The 15084-nt window shown below is 47.6% G+C and carries 17 protein-coding genes; 8 read left to right on the top strand and 9 right to left on the bottom strand.

The genetic code is table 11. From position 1 onward, the window contains the following. Nucleotides 1-5: 5 nt before the first annotated feature. The 6 genes from R8N46_RS20035 to def all read right to left on the bottom strand — a co-directional run bounded on the left by R8N46_RS20035 (nt 6) and on the right by def (nt 6375). Nucleotides 6-590: a DUF3157 family protein gene (locus tag R8N46_RS20035; RefSeq protein WP_115386378.1), complete on the bottom strand. Its 585-nt coding sequence runs from the start codon at nt 588-590 to the stop codon at nt 6-8. A 26-nt stretch (nt 591-616) separates the two neighbouring features. After that, a complete protein-coding gene (locus R8N46_RS20030; protein ID WP_017821575.1) occupies nt 617-2062 on the bottom strand; it encodes a TrkH family potassium uptake protein in 1446 nt (481 codons plus the stop codon). Nucleotides 2063-2071: 9 nt separating this feature from the next. After that, the gene (trkA, locus tag R8N46_RS20025; RefSeq protein ID WP_005379062.1) at nt 2072-3448 is read right to left on the bottom strand and encodes a Trk system potassium transporter TrkA; all 1377 of its coding nucleotides are present in this window, start codon (nt 3446-3448) and stop codon (nt 2072-2074) included. A gap of 63 nt (nt 3449-3511) precedes the next feature. Beyond that, a complete protein-coding gene (rsmB, locus tag R8N46_RS20020; RefSeq protein ID WP_017821576.1) occupies nt 3512-4795 on the bottom strand; it encodes a 16S rRNA (cytosine(967)-C(5))-methyltransferase RsmB in 1284 nt (427 codons plus the stop codon). 80 nt (nt 4796-4875) lie between these two features. Further along, the gene (gene fmt, locus R8N46_RS20015; RefSeq protein WP_115386377.1) at nt 4876-5823 is read right to left on the bottom strand and encodes a methionyl-tRNA formyltransferase; all 948 of its coding nucleotides are present in this window, start codon (nt 5821-5823) and stop codon (nt 4876-4878) included. A gap of 33 nt (nt 5824-5856) precedes the next feature. Beyond that, nucleotides 5857-6375 (bottom strand): peptide deformylase, encoded by a 519-nt coding sequence (gene def / locus R8N46_RS20010; protein ID WP_005379068.1) that lies wholly within the window; start codon nt 6373-6375, stop codon nt 5857-5859. 138 nt (nt 6376-6513) lie between these two features. On the opposite strand from def, the gene R8N46_RS20005 reads away from it, so the two are divergent. The 4 genes from R8N46_RS20005 to R8N46_RS19990 all read left to right on the top strand — a co-directional run bounded on the left by R8N46_RS20005 (nt 6514) and on the right by R8N46_RS19990 (nt 9831). Further along, entirely contained in the window at nt 6514-7608 is a 1095-nt protein-coding gene (locus tag R8N46_RS20005) for a LysM peptidoglycan-binding domain-containing protein (RefSeq protein ID WP_017821578.1), read from the top strand. Further along, a complete protein-coding gene (gene dprA, locus R8N46_RS20000) occupies nt 7592-8701 on the top strand; it encodes a DNA-processing protein DprA (protein WP_053350676.1) in 1110 nt (369 codons plus the stop codon). Before R8N46_RS20005 ends, dprA begins: the two co-directional genes overlap by 17 nt. A 2-nt stretch (nt 8702-8703) precedes the next feature. Continuing rightward, nucleotides 8704-9183 carry a DUF494 family protein gene (locus R8N46_RS19995; RefSeq protein WP_031823674.1) on the top strand — a complete coding sequence of 160 codons (480 nt, stop codon included), beginning with the start codon at nt 8704-8706 and terminating at the stop codon, nt 9181-9183. A 78-nt stretch (nt 9184-9261) separates the two neighbouring features. After that, nucleotides 9262-9831 carry a type I DNA topoisomerase gene (locus R8N46_RS19990; protein WP_318098505.1) on the top strand — a complete coding sequence of 190 codons (570 nt, stop codon included), beginning with the start codon at nt 9262-9264 and terminating at the stop codon, nt 9829-9831. 65 nt (nt 9832-9896) lie between these two features. Here R8N46_RS19990 and R8N46_RS19985 read toward each other — a convergent pair whose 3' ends face one another. Together R8N46_RS19985 and purE are read right to left on the bottom strand one after the other, a co-directional pair. Further along, nucleotides 9897-11030 (bottom strand): 5-(carboxyamino)imidazole ribonucleotide synthase, encoded by a 1134-nt coding sequence (locus tag R8N46_RS19985; protein WP_115386375.1) that lies wholly within the window; start codon nt 11028-11030, stop codon nt 9897-9899. Between the two features lie 4 nt (nt 11031-11034). After that, nucleotides 11035-11520 carry a 5-(carboxyamino)imidazole ribonucleotide mutase gene (purE, locus tag R8N46_RS19980; RefSeq protein WP_005379082.1) on the bottom strand — a complete coding sequence of 162 codons (486 nt, stop codon included), beginning with the start codon at nt 11518-11520 and terminating at the stop codon, nt 11035-11037. A gap of 199 nt (nt 11521-11719) precedes the next feature. Here purE and R8N46_RS19975 point away from each other — a divergent pair, with 199 nt between their 5' ends. From R8N46_RS19975 to R8N46_RS19960, 4 genes are all read left to right on the top strand, one after another. Then, entirely contained in the window at nt 11720-12277 is a 558-nt protein-coding gene (locus tag R8N46_RS19975) for an L-threonylcarbamoyladenylate synthase (protein WP_005379084.1), read from the top strand. Nucleotides 12278-12324: 47 nt separating this feature from the next. Continuing rightward, nucleotides 12325-13242: an oxygen-dependent coproporphyrinogen oxidase gene (gene hemF, locus R8N46_RS19970; RefSeq protein ID WP_047104448.1), complete on the top strand. Its 918-nt coding sequence runs from the start codon at nt 12325-12327 to the stop codon at nt 13240-13242. A 101-nt stretch (nt 13243-13343) separates the two neighbouring features. After that, entirely contained in the window at nt 13344-14177 is an 834-nt protein-coding gene (gene aroE, locus R8N46_RS19965; RefSeq protein ID WP_033906569.1) for a shikimate dehydrogenase, read from the top strand. 3 nt (nt 14178-14180) lie between these two features. Next, a complete protein-coding gene (locus tag R8N46_RS19960) occupies nt 14181-14444 on the top strand; it encodes a DUF1488 domain-containing protein (RefSeq protein ID WP_005379090.1) in 264 nt (87 codons plus the stop codon). A gap of 7 nt (nt 14445-14451) precedes the next feature. Here R8N46_RS19960 and R8N46_RS19955 read toward each other — a convergent pair whose 3' ends face one another. After that, nucleotides 14452-15000, bottom strand: a complete 549-nt coding sequence (locus tag R8N46_RS19955) for a gamma carbonic anhydrase family protein (protein ID WP_033906568.1) — start codon at nt 14998-15000, stop codon at nt 14452-14454. Nucleotides 15001-15084: the final 84 nt, after the last annotated feature.

Here is a 15084-nt window from a genome sequence, read left to right as displayed (position 1 = left end):
ACGTATTAGCGAGTTTTTACCTCTAGCACTTTGGCAGAAAACTGGTATTGCTGTGATTGCGGTACAGCCAGTTTTATGCTCTTACCTTGCTCCGCTTGCTGAGGTCGCAGGTAGGTATCCGCCATGCGCTTGATGGATTGCCAAACAGTCACGTTTTCTTTTGCCAGTTGCTGACCAGACATATCAAACACTTGCACCTCAACTTCCACTTGAATGACAGATTGAGAGCTTTGGTTAGTGATTGATGTAGGTAAAATAAGCTCACCGCTTTGATAGCTTGCTGAACCAATCAATACATCCACACCTGAATCTGATAGCTGCATGGTTGGCTTTTTGGCGTTTACCACCACGGTCGTGCCAACGGTTTTCGTTACCACAGGAATTGTCGCAATCGCAGGAGCTGCGATTGTTTCAACTACGCTTGCTGTTGTTTGTGTCTCCGTCGCTTGCTGCGCCGGTTTTTTCATGACGTATTCCCAGGTAAAGTCATCGTTCAACTTCACTTCTCGACCATCGGCTAAAGTGATGACCTCGGCGGCGTATGTGGATGAGGCGGCAAATAGGGTCGCCAGAGTAATCCATGTTTTCATTGTTATACCTTTTAATTAGAGTCTGCTTAGCGGCGCCAAAACGCAGGAAAGAACAGTACAAGAATAGTCAGAATTTCCAAGCGGCCCATTAACATCCCAAAGCTTAAGAGCCATTTGGCAGTATCGGGCAGAGGCGCGAAGTTGCCTGTCGGGCCAATCACACTGCCCATACCAGGGCCAACATTGGCAACGGCGGTGATTGAGCCAGAAATACTGGTCACAGGGTCGAGGCCAAGTGCACTTAAACAACCCGCGATAAAGATAATGGTGATAAAAAACATCAAGCCAAATGCCACCACTGAGCGAACAATATCATCATTCACCGGTCGCTGGTTATAACGCTGTACAAACACCCCTGAAGGGTGAATCAACTTCATCATTTGTTTGTTTAGCAGCGTCATCGCAATTTGGAAGCGGAAGATTTTGATCCCGCCAGACGTTGATCCTGAGCATGCTCCCGCCATCATTAAGAATGCGAAAAGAGTAGTGGGTAATGCGCCCCATGCGGTGAAGTCTTCTAAGCCAAAGCCAGTTGTGGTGACGACAGAGACAATATTAAACATCGACACTCGCAGGGCATCCAAAATGGTGTACCCATCTCGAATCACTAACCAAGCTGAAATCACTAAGCTTGAGAATACGAACAGGTACGCAAATCCTCTAACTTGAGCGTCGTTAACCAACACATCAATACGGCGTTTACGTAATGCGGCGATAAAGAGCAAAAACGGCAAACCACCTAAGAACATAAAGGTAGTGGCCACCCAATGTGCGCCATTAGAGAAGTGGTTCATTGACCCATCAGATGTAGAGTATCCACCCGTCGATAGCGTAGTAAAGGCATGGTTGATTGCTTCGAACAGGTTCATGCCGGTGATCAAGTAGCCCAAAATACATAGGCCCGTTAGCATCAAATAAACCGCTACGATGTTTTTGGCGACCGTTTTCGCTCTTGGACTACTTTTATCCGACCAATCTGATGATTCGGTTTGGAATAGCTTCATACCACCGACATTCAGCATAGGTAACACTGCTACCGCCATCACGATAAAACCAATGCCACCAAGCCATTGTAAAATAGAGCGCCACAGCAATATGCTCGGCGCCATGTTGTCTAGGCCACTGAGCACCGTTGAGCCCGTCGTGGTGATACCCGACATCGTTTCGAAGTAGGCGTCGGTGAAGCTGATGTGGTTGATAAACACAAATGGCAAGGCGGCAAACGCACTCGCGATGGTCCAAACCAAACTGGTGATGAGGAACATATCGCGTACGCTGAGTTTGAACTTGGCGGTTCGACCTATCGTTAGGCAGATGAAGGCGGCAAGGTGCGTGATCACAACGGCTTGGGCGAAATCGAGGAATCCCCCCGTACCGGTAAAGAAAGCGACCAAAGTCGGCACGTACATAAACAGGGCCAGTTTGGATAAAACTAGCCCGATAACAAACAGTACGGGACGTAAGTTGACCATAGGAAAATCCTAGAGGAAGAATGGACTCGGCTGGAATAGCGCTTCGACGTCTGATACGTATTTTTTGTTGACCAGGAACATCACCACATGGTCATCCTGTTCGATGACCGTACGGTCGTGGGCAATAAGAACTTCTTCGCCACGAACGATAGCACCAATGGTGGTCCCAGGTGGAAGTTTTATATCTCCAATCGCACGTCCAACCACTTTAGATGTACTTTCATCACCGTGAGCGACGGCTTCAATCGCTTCCGCAGCGCCGCGGCGAAGTGAGGATACGTTTACGATATCAGCGCGACGAACGTGCGTTAGCAAGGCTGAAATAGTGGCTTGCTGAGGTGAGATTGCTACATCAATTACGCCGCCTTGTACCAGGTCTACATAAGCGCCACGTTGGATCAGCACCATCACTTTTTTAGCGCCCATGCGTTTTGCTAACATTGCAGACATGATGTTGGTTTCATCTTCGTTGGTCAGCGCGATGAAGACGTCGACTTGGTCGATGTTCTCTTCCGAGAGAAGCTCTTGGTCTGCCGCATCACCGCAGAACACGATGGTGTTTTCTAGTTGCTCAGAGAGCTTTTCTGCACGCTGGTAGTTACGCTCAATCAGCTTCACGCTGTAAGTTTGCTCTAGGCGTTTAGCCAAGCTTGCGCCGATGTTACCCCCGCCAACAATCATGATGCGGCGGTACGGTTTTTCTAGACGCTGAAGCTCACTCATCACTGAGCGAATATGATTACTTGCTGCAACGAAGAACACTTCATCGTCGGCTTCAATAATCGTGGTGCCTTGTGGGCGAATCGGGCGACCCTGGCGGAAAATAGCCGCCACACGGGTATCGATGTGCGGCATGTGCTCACGCAAAGCAGACAGCGCATTACCCACCAGCGGGCCACCATAGTAGGCTTTCACCGCCACTAGGCTGACTTTCTGTTCAGCAAAGCTCACCACTTGCAGCGCGCCTGGGTATTGGATCAGACGTTCGATGTAGCTCGTGACGAGTTCTTCTGGTGCGATAAGGTGATCAACAGGAATAGCGCCAGATTTAAACAGGGCTTCTTTTTCTGCCAAGTATTCTGGAGAGCGAATACGTGCAACGCGGTTTGGGGTATTGAATAGAGTGAACGCGACCTGACAGGCAGCCATGTTGGTTTCATCAGTGTTGGTTACTGCGACGAGCATATCGGCGTCTTGCGCGCCAGCTTCATGCAGCACGTCTGGGTGGCTCGCATGGCCATTGACCACACGCAGGTCGTATTTGTCCTGCAATTCACGCAGTCGGTCGGCATTATTGTCGACGATGGTGATGTCGTTGTTTTCACCCACTAGGTTTTCTGCCAGTGTGCCGCCAACCTGACCTGCACCAAGAATAATGATCTTCATACTCTTTTCTCGTATCTGAAAAAGGCGATTGAAATCACTTCAATCGCCCTATTTAGCATGCTGTTACGCGTGTGTTTTAGTTAGCACTGCGTAGTAGAAACCATCCATATCTTCTTCGCCTGGTAGAATTTGACGACCAGGCTGGTCGGGATCAGAATCCAGCAGTTGCGCATCCGCGGTACGTGCTAAAAACGCTTTTACTTGCTCCACGTTTTCTTGCGGTGTGATTGAACAAGTCGCGTAAACCATGGTGCCGCCGGGCTTCAGTTGCGTCCACATGGCATCAAAAATTTCACTTTGCAGCTCTGCTAATGCGGTGATGTCGTCTGCACGACGTAGCCATTTGATGTCTGGGTGACGACGAATCACGCCAGTCGCAGAACATGGGGCATCCAGCAAAATGCGATCAAATTGCTCGCCTTGCCACCATTCTTGTGGATTACGCGCATCACCGCAAACCACTTTTGCCTGAAGGTTGAGACGCTTCAGGTTTTCATGCACACGTTTCAAGCGTGTGTCGTCGCAGTCAATCGCGACCACTTCACTGCCTGACGTGCGCTCTAGAATGTGCGCCGTCTTGCCACCTGGCGCTGCACAGCAATCTAAAATCAGTTCGCCGTCTTGTGGTTTTAGATAGTTGATCGAGAGCTGCGCCGCCGCATCTTGGACCGAAACCCAACCTTTTTCAAAACCAGGTAGCTTCATCACGTCACATGGTGCGGCCAATTTTATGGCGTCCATTGCTTCTGTGTGTGGCGTGCTATCAATGTTTTCATTTTTGAGCAGCGCAAGGTATTCATCACGAGTGTGGTGTTGATGGTTCACACGCAGCCACATTGGTGCTTTTTGGTTGTTCGCTTCAACAATGCTTTCCCATTGCTGTGGGTAGGCCTCTTGCAGCAGTTTTAGTAACCAGCTTGGGTGACCGTACTTGCCAGCGTTGTTGCTGACGGCCATTTGGTCGAGTTCTTCTTGGTTGCGCTGGTAGTTACGCAATACCGCGTTAATCAAACCACGCAGACGAGGACCTTTCAGCTCTTTAGTGCCTTCAACCGTTTCACCAACTGCTGCGTGCGCAGGAATGCGCATGAAGCTCAGTTGGTAAATACCAACCAGAATTAGGTGATGGAATACACGTTGTTTGCCTTTGAGGGGCTTATCCATCAACTGGTTTGCGATCATTTCTAGGCGAGGGAGGTAACGTAGCGCACCGTAACAGATCTCTTGTAACAGAGCGTGGTCACGAGGTCGTACCGTTTGTTGAGCCGCTGGAAGAGCGCTTGAAAGTGAGTGGCCCTTGTCGACGACAAGATACAGGACGTTAGCAGCCGCAGCGCGAACATTCATGATGAGTACCTTAAAGTAAAGGAGGGCATCTCTGCCCTCTAAAAGTTCGTATTATTGGGGATGATAACCCCTAATATGGCTTAAACCAGCAGAGTGCCCACTTCAAACCAAGCCGCACGCGAATTCAGAATATCCTGAACTGACATGGCTTTTTTGCCAGGAACTTGCAGTTGCTCTAGCACCAGTACGCCGTTGCCTGTCGCAACATAAATACCGGTTTTATCTGCTTGCACGATGGTGCCGGCTGGCTTGTCACTGGTTTGCTCTGCGACACGGCTTTGCCATACTTTGATGCTGTTTTCTGCCGCCTCAAAGTGGCTCATTGGCCATGGGTTAAATGCACGAACGCAGCGCTCAATGTGCGCCGCATCGTCGTTCCAGTTGATGCGTGCTTCTTCTTTGCTGAGCTTTTTCGCATAGTTCGCGAGCTCATCGTCTTGCTTCACTGGCACTGCTTTACCCGCAGCAATGTCTACTAGGCAGTCAATCAGGGCTTCTGGACCAAGCTCAGCCAATTTTTCGTACATTGAAGCGCTGGTATCTGTCGCTTCGATTGGCAGAGTTGCAAGCTTCAGCATATCACCAGTGTCGAGACCGATGTCCATCTGCATGATGGTCACGCCAGTTTCTGCATCGCCCGCCCAAATAGAGCGTTGGATTGGAGCCGCACCACGCCAACGAGGTAGGATAGAACCATGTACGTTGATACAACCCAGTTTAGGGGTATCAAGAACCGCTTGTGGCAGCAGCATACCGTACGCCACGACAACCATGAGGTCGGCGTTCAGATCGGCAAGTTCTTGTTTCGCTTCGTCGGACTTAAAGCTTTCAGGTTGGTAAACCGGGATATTGTGTTCTAGCGCCAGTTGTTTTACCGGTGGCGCAGCCAATTTTTTGCCACGACCCGCTGGACGATCTGGGTTTGTGTAAACCGCGATGACTTCATGCTCCGAAGACAACAACGCCGCCAAGTGACGGGCGGCGAAATCCGGAGTACCTGCAAAGACAATTCGTAAAGACTGACTCAAGGTAGACTTCCTTCTAATTGGTATGGTTCGAGATTAAGCGTTTTGCTGCTTCTCGTTAAAGCGTTTGATTTTCGCTAGCTTGTCCTGAATGCGTTTGCGTTTCAGTGGCGATAGGTAATCCACGAACAGCTTACCTTGTAGGTGATCAAGCTCGTGTTGAACACAAATCGCTAGCAGGTCGTCGGCTTCAAAGGTGAACTCTTTGCCATCACGATCCAGTGCTTTAACGGTAACTTCTGCAGCGCGAGGCACAAGTGCGCGCGCACCTGGTACCGACAGACAGCCTTCTTCGATGCCATCTTCGCCACGCTTTTCCAGAATCTCAGGGTTGATTAGCACCATCGGCTCATCGCGAGTTTCTGAAATATCAATCACTACGATACGTTTGTGGATATCAACCTGCGTTGCAGCAAGGCCAATACCTTCTTCGTCGTACATGGTTTCAATCATGTCATCGACGATTTTTTGAATCTCAGGGGTCACCGCTTCAACAGGCTTTGCGACTGTGCGCAGGCGATCATCCGGGAATGTTAATACTTGTAATACAGACATATTCACTCGAAATATTGAACTGTGCCGAAACAGCACAAACCTTGTTGGCTCAATTCTAGACATTTTATAGCCTAAATGACAGCATCCTTGCACCAATTTCCATTCTGGTTCCTGCTTAATAGACCAAGGACGAGGGTCATGAATCGAATTTTCCGCAACGTTGCCAGTGTTACGTTGCCGCTACTTTTCTCTTTCAACGCTGTAGCAAATGTGGATGCGAACCCACTGACTGTTAAAGATGATGCGCCACAAACGTATGTAGTCGTGAAGGGCGATACGCTATGGGATATTTCGGCCATGTACTTAGATAGCCCGTGGTTGTGGCCTCGTTTATGGCAAGTAAACCCGGAAATCGATAACCCTCATTTAATTTATCCCGGAGACAAGCTGTCTTTGGTGTGGATTAACGGTCAGCCCGTGTTGAGCCTAAAACCGGTTAAGAAGCTTAGCCCGAAAGCTCGCATCACAGAAAAGAAAGCCGTACCAACGGTCGCGGAAGGTTTGGTGATGCCTTACCTTAAATCGGATCGGTTGCTAGATAAAGATTCGTTGAACAGAGCAGCAAAAGTGATGGGTAGCAGCAAAGGCAGTAAGTATCTGACTGCAGAAGATGTGCTGTATATCAATGGCAATCAGACCGCGACAGGTTGGGCTATTTACCGACCAGTAGCTACCTTTTCGCGTGACGATGTGTCCGAAGAGATTACCGCGCTGCGTTTGATTGCCAAAGGCGAGCTCGTTGAAGCTTCGAGTGATTATTCAGGTTTGAAGCTTACATCGCAAATGCAAGAAATCCTACGTAACGATATCGCGTTGCCAAATCAATCGGTTGAGAATACTGACTTCACGACTACGTTCTATCCGCTGCCGTCGCCACAAGGCAGTTCTGCAAAGTTGCTAGGTAATATCGAAGGTATTCGCTTTAGTTCAACTAACCAAGTCGTGGTGATTGATAAAGGCACGTCAGATAATCTCAAGCAAGGCAGTGTGTTTGATTTAAAAGAAGACGCGCACCCAGTTTACAAAGACGGCGATGAGTTCAAGAAAGAGTTTGGCGTGCTTGATAAGAAAATCACTTTGCCTCAAAGCAAAGTTGGTGAGTTGCTGGTCATTCGTCCTTATGAGTACTTTAGCTTGGCACTGATCACTAACAGTACGAAACCCATTAACCAAGATATTTCGGTGGTGTCACCGTTGGCGGACGAATTAACCATCGATGAATCGACGAAATAACGATGATCTCGCTGCCTGGTTAAAACTGAGTTGCTTACCAGGCATTGGCGGCGTCAAAATGAATAAGCTACTGGCAAGAGACACGCCACGTAACATCGTAAACTTCTCTCCTGAACAGCTACAACAACTTGGGTTAACAACTAAGCAAATTCAAGCTTGGGCTTCAACAGATAAAGAAGTCGATGCTTGTTTAAGCTGGCTTGAGGCTTCTACAAACCATCATATCCTGACACTGACTGACCCGCGTTATCCACCTCAACTCAAACAAATCGTTGCACCGCCACCTCTGCTTTTTGTTCAAGGAAACCCTACTTGTCTCTCTCAGCCACAAATCGCGATGGTTGGCAGTCGAAATGCGAGTATTGATGGATTACAGCATGCACGTCAGTTTGCTGCAGAGTTTGTTCAGCACGATTTTATTGTCACCAGTGGTCTCGCTTTAGGCATTGATGGTCATGCGCATGATGGTGCGTTGCAAGCGGGTGGTAAGACGATTGCGGTGCTAGGATCTGGCTTAGAAAATATTTATCCGGCACGTCATCGTGGTTTAGCGCAACGTGTTATTGAACATGGGGCTTTGGTGTCTGAGTTTCGGCCTAATGCCAAGCCGCGCCCAGAAAACTTCCCGCGTCGTAATCGTATTATTAGTGGATTATCGCTTGGTGTGCTGGTCGTCGAGGCGGCGAAAAAGAGCGGCTCGTTAATTACAGCTCGTTACGCGCTTGAGCAAGGTCGAGAAGTATTTGCGCTGCCAGCGTCAATCAATGCCCCCAATGCCTGCGGTGGAAACCAGTTGATACGTCATGGCGCTTGCCTCGTAGAAAAGACGAAAGATGTCTTAGATGAAATACAGTCCTTGCTTGATTGGTCTATTAATCAGAGTACCGATTTATTTTCTACGTTAAATGATGAAGAAGAATTGCCATTTCCTCAGCTGTTAGCTAACGTAGGAAGCGAAGCTACACCGGTTGATATTCTTGCAAACAGGACCAATATACCTGTCCAAGAAGTCATGATGCAGCTCTTAGAGTTAGAACTCTCTGGGCATGTCGTTGCGGTTTCAGGTGGCTATATTCGAAAGGGGAGGGGCTAGCTATGATGATGGATATACTGATGTATCTATTCGAAACCTACATCCATAGCGATGCAGAGTTACAGGTCGAACAAGACGAGTTGGAAGAAGAATTGCTTCGCGCTGGCTTCCAACAAAAAGATATCTATAAAGCCCTTGTCTGGTTAGAAGAGCTCGCAGCGCTGCAGCAAAGTGATACATCTTCTGCGATTTCGGCTTGTATCGCGTCATCATCGACTCGTATCTACACTGCGAAAGAGATACAGCGTTTGGATTTGGAGTGCCGAGGTTTTTTATTGTTCCTTGAGCAAATCAATGTATTGACGACAGAAACTCGTGAAATGGTGATTGACCGAGTGATGGGGCTAGAAACGAGCGAGTTTGAGCTTGAAGACCTCAAATGGATCATTTTGATGGTGCTGTTTAATGTGCCTGGTAATGAAAACGCTTATACGCTAATGGAAGAGCTGTTGTACACCAAAGAACAAGGGATTCTTCACTAACCCAATCTAGGCAAGTTCGAGTTTAGCTAGCAAGAACGCGAGCTTGTCTTTTGGTGTGTTTTTCACGAAACGGTAAGTATGAGTAGTAAAATCGACAACACCCTTTTCTCTGCCCATGAACACGCATTGGAACACGAGCCGTGTCCTAAATGTGGCAGCGAGTTGACCCTCAAACATGGCAAACACGGTCCCTTTCTTGGCTGTAGCCACTACCCAAGCTGTGATTACATCAAAGCCCTGCACAACAATGATGGACACATCATCAAAGAGCTTGGCGTTCCTTGTCCAGATTGTGGTAACGAGTTGGTACTCCGCCAAGGGCGCTACGGTATGTTCGTTGGTTGTAGCCATTACCCGGCTTGTCATCATATTGAGTCGATTAATCAACCAGAGCCAGAGGCGCAGTCAGAAGAGCAACACGCTTGCCCTGAATGTAGCAAAGGACATTTGGTTGAGCGTAAAACCCGATTTGGCAAAACATTCTACGCGTGTGATAACTACCCTAAATGCAAATTTGCTGTGAACCTTGCTCCGGTCAAGGGGCGATGCGAAGAATGTGGTTTTACTCTGTTGGTGGAGAAGAAACTTGCCAGTGGTGTGAAATTGCAATGTGCTAATCGTAAGTGTCAGCACACCCAGCAAGGGTAAATGAATTAAAGGAATTGAAAAGGGTCGCATCGTGCGACCCTTTTTTGTTTTTTTGCTGCCAAACGTTAGTGTTGAGGCTGTTTAGCGAACGCTTGCACGGCTGGGAAAGCTATTGGGTCTAAGATGTCTGCCAGAGCGCACAACCTACGGTGCAATTCTCCTGGGTAGTCGCCACACACGTTGATATGTCCCATCTTGCGACCTGCACGTTTCTCTTTGCCATACCAATGAATGTGGCAACCATCCATTGATAACAATGCTTCTGGTAGTGTGTCTTCACCAAGAATATTAATCATTGAGGTTTCACGAACCAATTTCGTACTACCTAATGGCAAGCCGCACACTGCGCGCAGATGGTTTTCAAACTGACACGTTTCTGCACCTTGCTGTGTCCAGTGACCAGAGTTGTGCACGCGTGGAGCAATCTCATTCACTAAAAGTGCCCCATCGACATCAAAGAACTCAAGCGCCAATACGCCAACGTAATCTAGGCTATCTGCGACAGCCGTGAACATTTGCTTTGCTTGTTCCTGTAACCCTGGCGCATCAATCGCAGTAGAAAGACTCAATACACCGTTGGTGTGGACGTTCTCTGCCAGAGGATACACTTCCACACTGCCATCTTTGCTTCGAGCACCAACCAGTGATACTTCGCGGTTAAAAGGAACAAACTCTTCAGCAACAATCGCTTGAGTTGGTGTTGCCGCGATGCACTCCGACATCTCAGTCCAAATGTCGTCGACTTGAGAAGCTTCTTTTAAGCGCCATTGGCCTTTACCATCGTAACCACCTAATGCACTTTTCAGAACCATTGGCATACCAACGTGTTCAATTGCGCGGTCAAAGTCTTCACGAGTTTCAATGACGTAGTATTTCGCGTTGCGCACGCCAGCATCATCAAGCAGTGCTTTTTCAATACGGCGATCACCACCTGCTTTGATGGCTTGCGTACTTGGTAGAAACTTGCCGCTCGCTTCGCAAACCTTGAGCACGTCATGTGGAATATGCTCGAACTCGGCAGTAATCACATCAACTTGCGTAATCGCATTTTCCAAGCCATGGCCAAGTACCTGTTGAGTTAAAGGGTGAATGACATCACCGCTGCTGACATCGTAAGCTGAAATTTGAATATTCAGTGGCGCACCAGCCAGAGACATCATACGAGCCAACTGACCCGCACCAAGAACCAGTACATGCATCTGATTAATCCTCTGCAGGGTTTGGATTTGCGAGAACTGTTTCCGTTTGCTCATTACGGAATGCTTCTACCTTCGCCATGATGTTTTCATCATGAGTGCCTAGGATTTGCGCAGCTAGGATACCGGCGTTTGCTGCGCCCGCTTCGCCAATCGCCAATGTACCAACCGCAATTCCCTTTGGCATCTGTACAATAGAAAGCAGTGAATCCATACCTTTCAGTGCACGAGACTGAACGGGAACCCCAAGCACTGGCAAACTAGTAAACGCCGCCGCCATACCTGGTAGGTGGGCTGCACCACCTGCGCCTGCGATGATAACTTTGATGCCGCGTTCTTTTGCGCCACTAGCGTAGTCAGCCAGTAATTGAGGAGTTCGGTGTGCTGACACGACTTTTGTTTCGTAAGGCACGCCAAATTGATCTAGCATGTCCGCTGCTAGTTTCATGGTTGGCCAATCGGATTTAGAACCCATGATGATACCGACTTTCATCTCAAACTCCTTTAAGCTGCAAAAATTAGGTGAGCTATAAATTTGTGCGCATTATACGGGGATTTTTATCTCAAGCAAACGTTTGCGTCTTGTTGTTGGCGCTATTGATACATTTTATAAAAAAATTGCTTTAGTGTCTGAGAATGAATATTTGTACACTTAGTGAAAACAACACAGTCAAACAAATAGGAAGTAATCGGTGGATAACTTTGAACAAGTGCTCAACGCACTCAAGCAAGGCGAAGTGATTGCCTATCCAACAGAAGGGGTTTTTGGTGTCGGATGTGATCCAGATAACCCAGAAGCAATTCAAAAGCTATTAGAGCTCAAGCAGCGTCCGGTAGAAAAAGGGCTGATTCTCATCGCGGCAAGTTATGATCAGCTCTTGCCTTATATTGATGAATCTCAGTTGACTGAAGAACAATTACAGACTGTTCATGCCACTTGGCCAGGCCCATACACCTGGATCATGCCAGCGAGCGATAAAGTATCCAACTGGGTTTCAGGGCAGTTTGATTCAATTGCGGTTCGTGTGACTGATCATCCTTTGGTGCAAAAAATGTGTAATGCATTCGGAAAGCCGTTAACCTCTACCAGCGCGAATCTTTCCGGCTTACCACCGTGTATGACCACGGAAGAAGTCGAAGAGCAGTTGGGTGATAAGCTGGTCGCCATTCTTCGTGGCGAGACCAGCGGTCGTGATAAACCCAGCGAGATTCGTGACGCCAAAACTTCACAAATATTAAGACAGGGTTAACCCTGCTAGCCAGCCATCATTAGGTTTCACGTAATAGGTAATAACGTATGTCAGCGATCGATAAGCACGCCGTAAAGCAGTTCTTGATGTCACTTCAGGACTCCATTTGTCAGCAGTTAGAACAAGAAGATGGAAAGGCCGTCTTTGTCGAAGATGCATGGCAACGTGAAAAAGGAGAGCGTCTGGGTGGCGGTGGTCGCTCACGTGTTTTGCGTGATGGCCTTGTTTTCGAGCAGGGAGGCGTGAACTTCTCGCATGTGGAAGGGAAAGAAATGCCAGCATCTGCGACAGCGCATCGCCCAGAGCTAGCGGGTCGTCGTTTTGAAGCGATGGGTGTTTCTTTGGTTATTCACCCTAAAAACCCTTATGTACCGACTTCACACGCCAATGTCCGCTTCTTTATTGCAGAAAAAGATGGCGAAGACCCAATTTGGTGGTTTGGTGGTGGTTTTGACCTAACACCGTTCTACCCATTTGAAGAAGATTGCCAATCATGGCACGACACTGCAAAACAGCTTTGTGCACCATTTGGTGACGATGTTTACCAAGAGCATAAAGCATGGTGTGACAAATACTTCTTCCTACCACATCGTAATGAAACTCGCGGTGTTGGCGGTTTGTTCTTTGATGATCTAAACCAGTGGGAATTTGATAAGTGTTTTGCTTACATCAAAGCAGTCGGTGAAGGCTATTGCCAGGCTTATTTGCCGATCGTTTCTCGTCGTAAAGAGATCGAGTATGGTGAGCGTGAGCGTGAATTCCAACTATATCGTCGCGGCCGTTACGTAGAGTTCAACTTAGTGTATGACCGTGGCACCTTATTTGGTTTACAAAGTGGTGGGCGTACTGAGTCGATTCTGATGTCAATGCCGCCGCTCGCTCGCTGGGAGTACTGCTACGAGCCAGAAGCGGGATCGCCAGAAGCTGAACTTTACGAGCGATACCTAACGCCACGAGAGTGGTAAGCACGGAATCTCCTTTTCTATATAGATAGATAGTGATAGGGTCATCTGTAATCAGGTGGCCCTGTTTTCTCTATATCTAAGTAAGGAACAAAGGTAAGGAAATGACCCAGCAAATCGATCGCTATGCCGTGTTTGGTAATCCTATCGGACACAGTAAGTCGCCATTCATTCACACTTTGTTTGCTCGTCAAACTAATCAATCTTTGGTGTATACCGCAGAAAGTGCACCTGTTGATGGTTTTATTGACGCGGCGAAGGTGTTTTTTGCTGAAGGTGGCAAGGGGTGCAACATCACTATGCCATTTAAAGAAGATGCTTATCAATTTGCTAGTCGATTGACAGAACGGGCTCAGTTAGCAGGCGCGGTAAATACCCTCAAGAAGTTAGACGATGGTGAAATCATCGGTGACAACACTGATGGTGCAGGTTTAGTGCAAGATTTGCTTCAGCATCAGGTTGTATTGGAAGGTGCGCGAATCCTAATTATTGGTGCTGGTGGTGCAGCTCGTGGTGTTATTAAGCCACTACTCGATCAAAAGCCGACCTCTTTAACCATTACCAACCGTACCTTTAGTAAAGCACAAGAGCTCGCAGAGCTGTTTGTCTCTCACGGTCCTATCCTCGCCAAAGAGATGGCAAGTATTGATGAAGAGTATGATGTCATCATTAACTCCACATCCGCTTCTCTTAGTGGTGAACTGCCGACTATTTCATCCTCCATCTTTGCCGCTAACAGTACAAGCTATGACATGATTTATGGCAAAGGGGTGACGAGCTTTAACTTATGGGCAAAAGATAATGGCGCCGCTCATGCGTATGATGGTCTTGGGATGTTAGTTGGGCAGGCTGCGGAAAGCTTTATGCTCTGGCGTGGCTTACGTCCTGGTGCCAAACAAATTCTCAGAGAACTAAGAAAGAACCTTGAAGGTCAATAAGCGATGAATCAATCCATCTTATTCCCAGATATTCAATCATGGGATGAAGTATCACAATCGGTAAACTTTTCGGCGCAACAATCAGGCGCACTAATAGAGTGCTTTGTGACGAAACAAAAGTTAGAAAAGCTCAGTGGTTCACTGATTGAAACTGAGCAAGCGGCAATTAAAGTGTTTACTGATTACCGATTCGACCTAGAAGAAATGGCTGAAGAGCTAATAGAAGATGAAGCCTTCAACGAAGAAGGCCATATCATCATCGGTTAACAGGGCTTTAGTTCAAGTCTTTTACTTCATTTAAGTAGTCGTTTTTGTTTTGCACATAGTTGTTGGCAGACTTTTGCAAGAAAGCTCGTTCTTTTTCTGATAGAGGGCGAGCTTGTTTTACTGGGCTTCCAACATATAAGTAGCCACTTTCTAATACTTTCCCAGGTGGCACTAAACTGCCTGCTCCGATCATCACCTCTGACTCAATTACAACAGCATCTAAAACAATAGCTCCCATACCAACCAAAACACGATCGTGGATCTGACAACCGTGCAGCATCACTTTGTGGCCAATCGTAACGTCATTACCAATAATCAATGGGTAGCCGTTTGGGTTTTCAGCGTTCTTATGGGTGACATGCAAAACACTGCCATCTTGAATATTCGTTCGATCACCAATGTGAATGTGGTTTACATCGCCTCGCGCTGCTACCAATGGCCAAATGCTAGAATCATCGCCAATTCGGATATCACCGACTAAAACAGAGGTTGGGTCAACGTAAACACGCTCACCAAGTTCAGGCTTTATACCTTTGTAGCTTCTCATTGAGCTCATCTTTTTTCCTTATTCAGGGCGATTACAGGGTGTATGGAGGTAGAATAGTAGTGAAAACTCGCCTTTTAGAATAAAAAACACCCA

The organism is Vibrio sp. 1874, from assembly GCF_033344395.1.
Lineage (GTDB): Bacteria > Pseudomonadota > Gammaproteobacteria > Enterobacterales > Vibrionaceae > Vibrio > Vibrio alginolyticus.
This window is presented reverse-complemented; position numbering and strand designations above follow the sequence as displayed.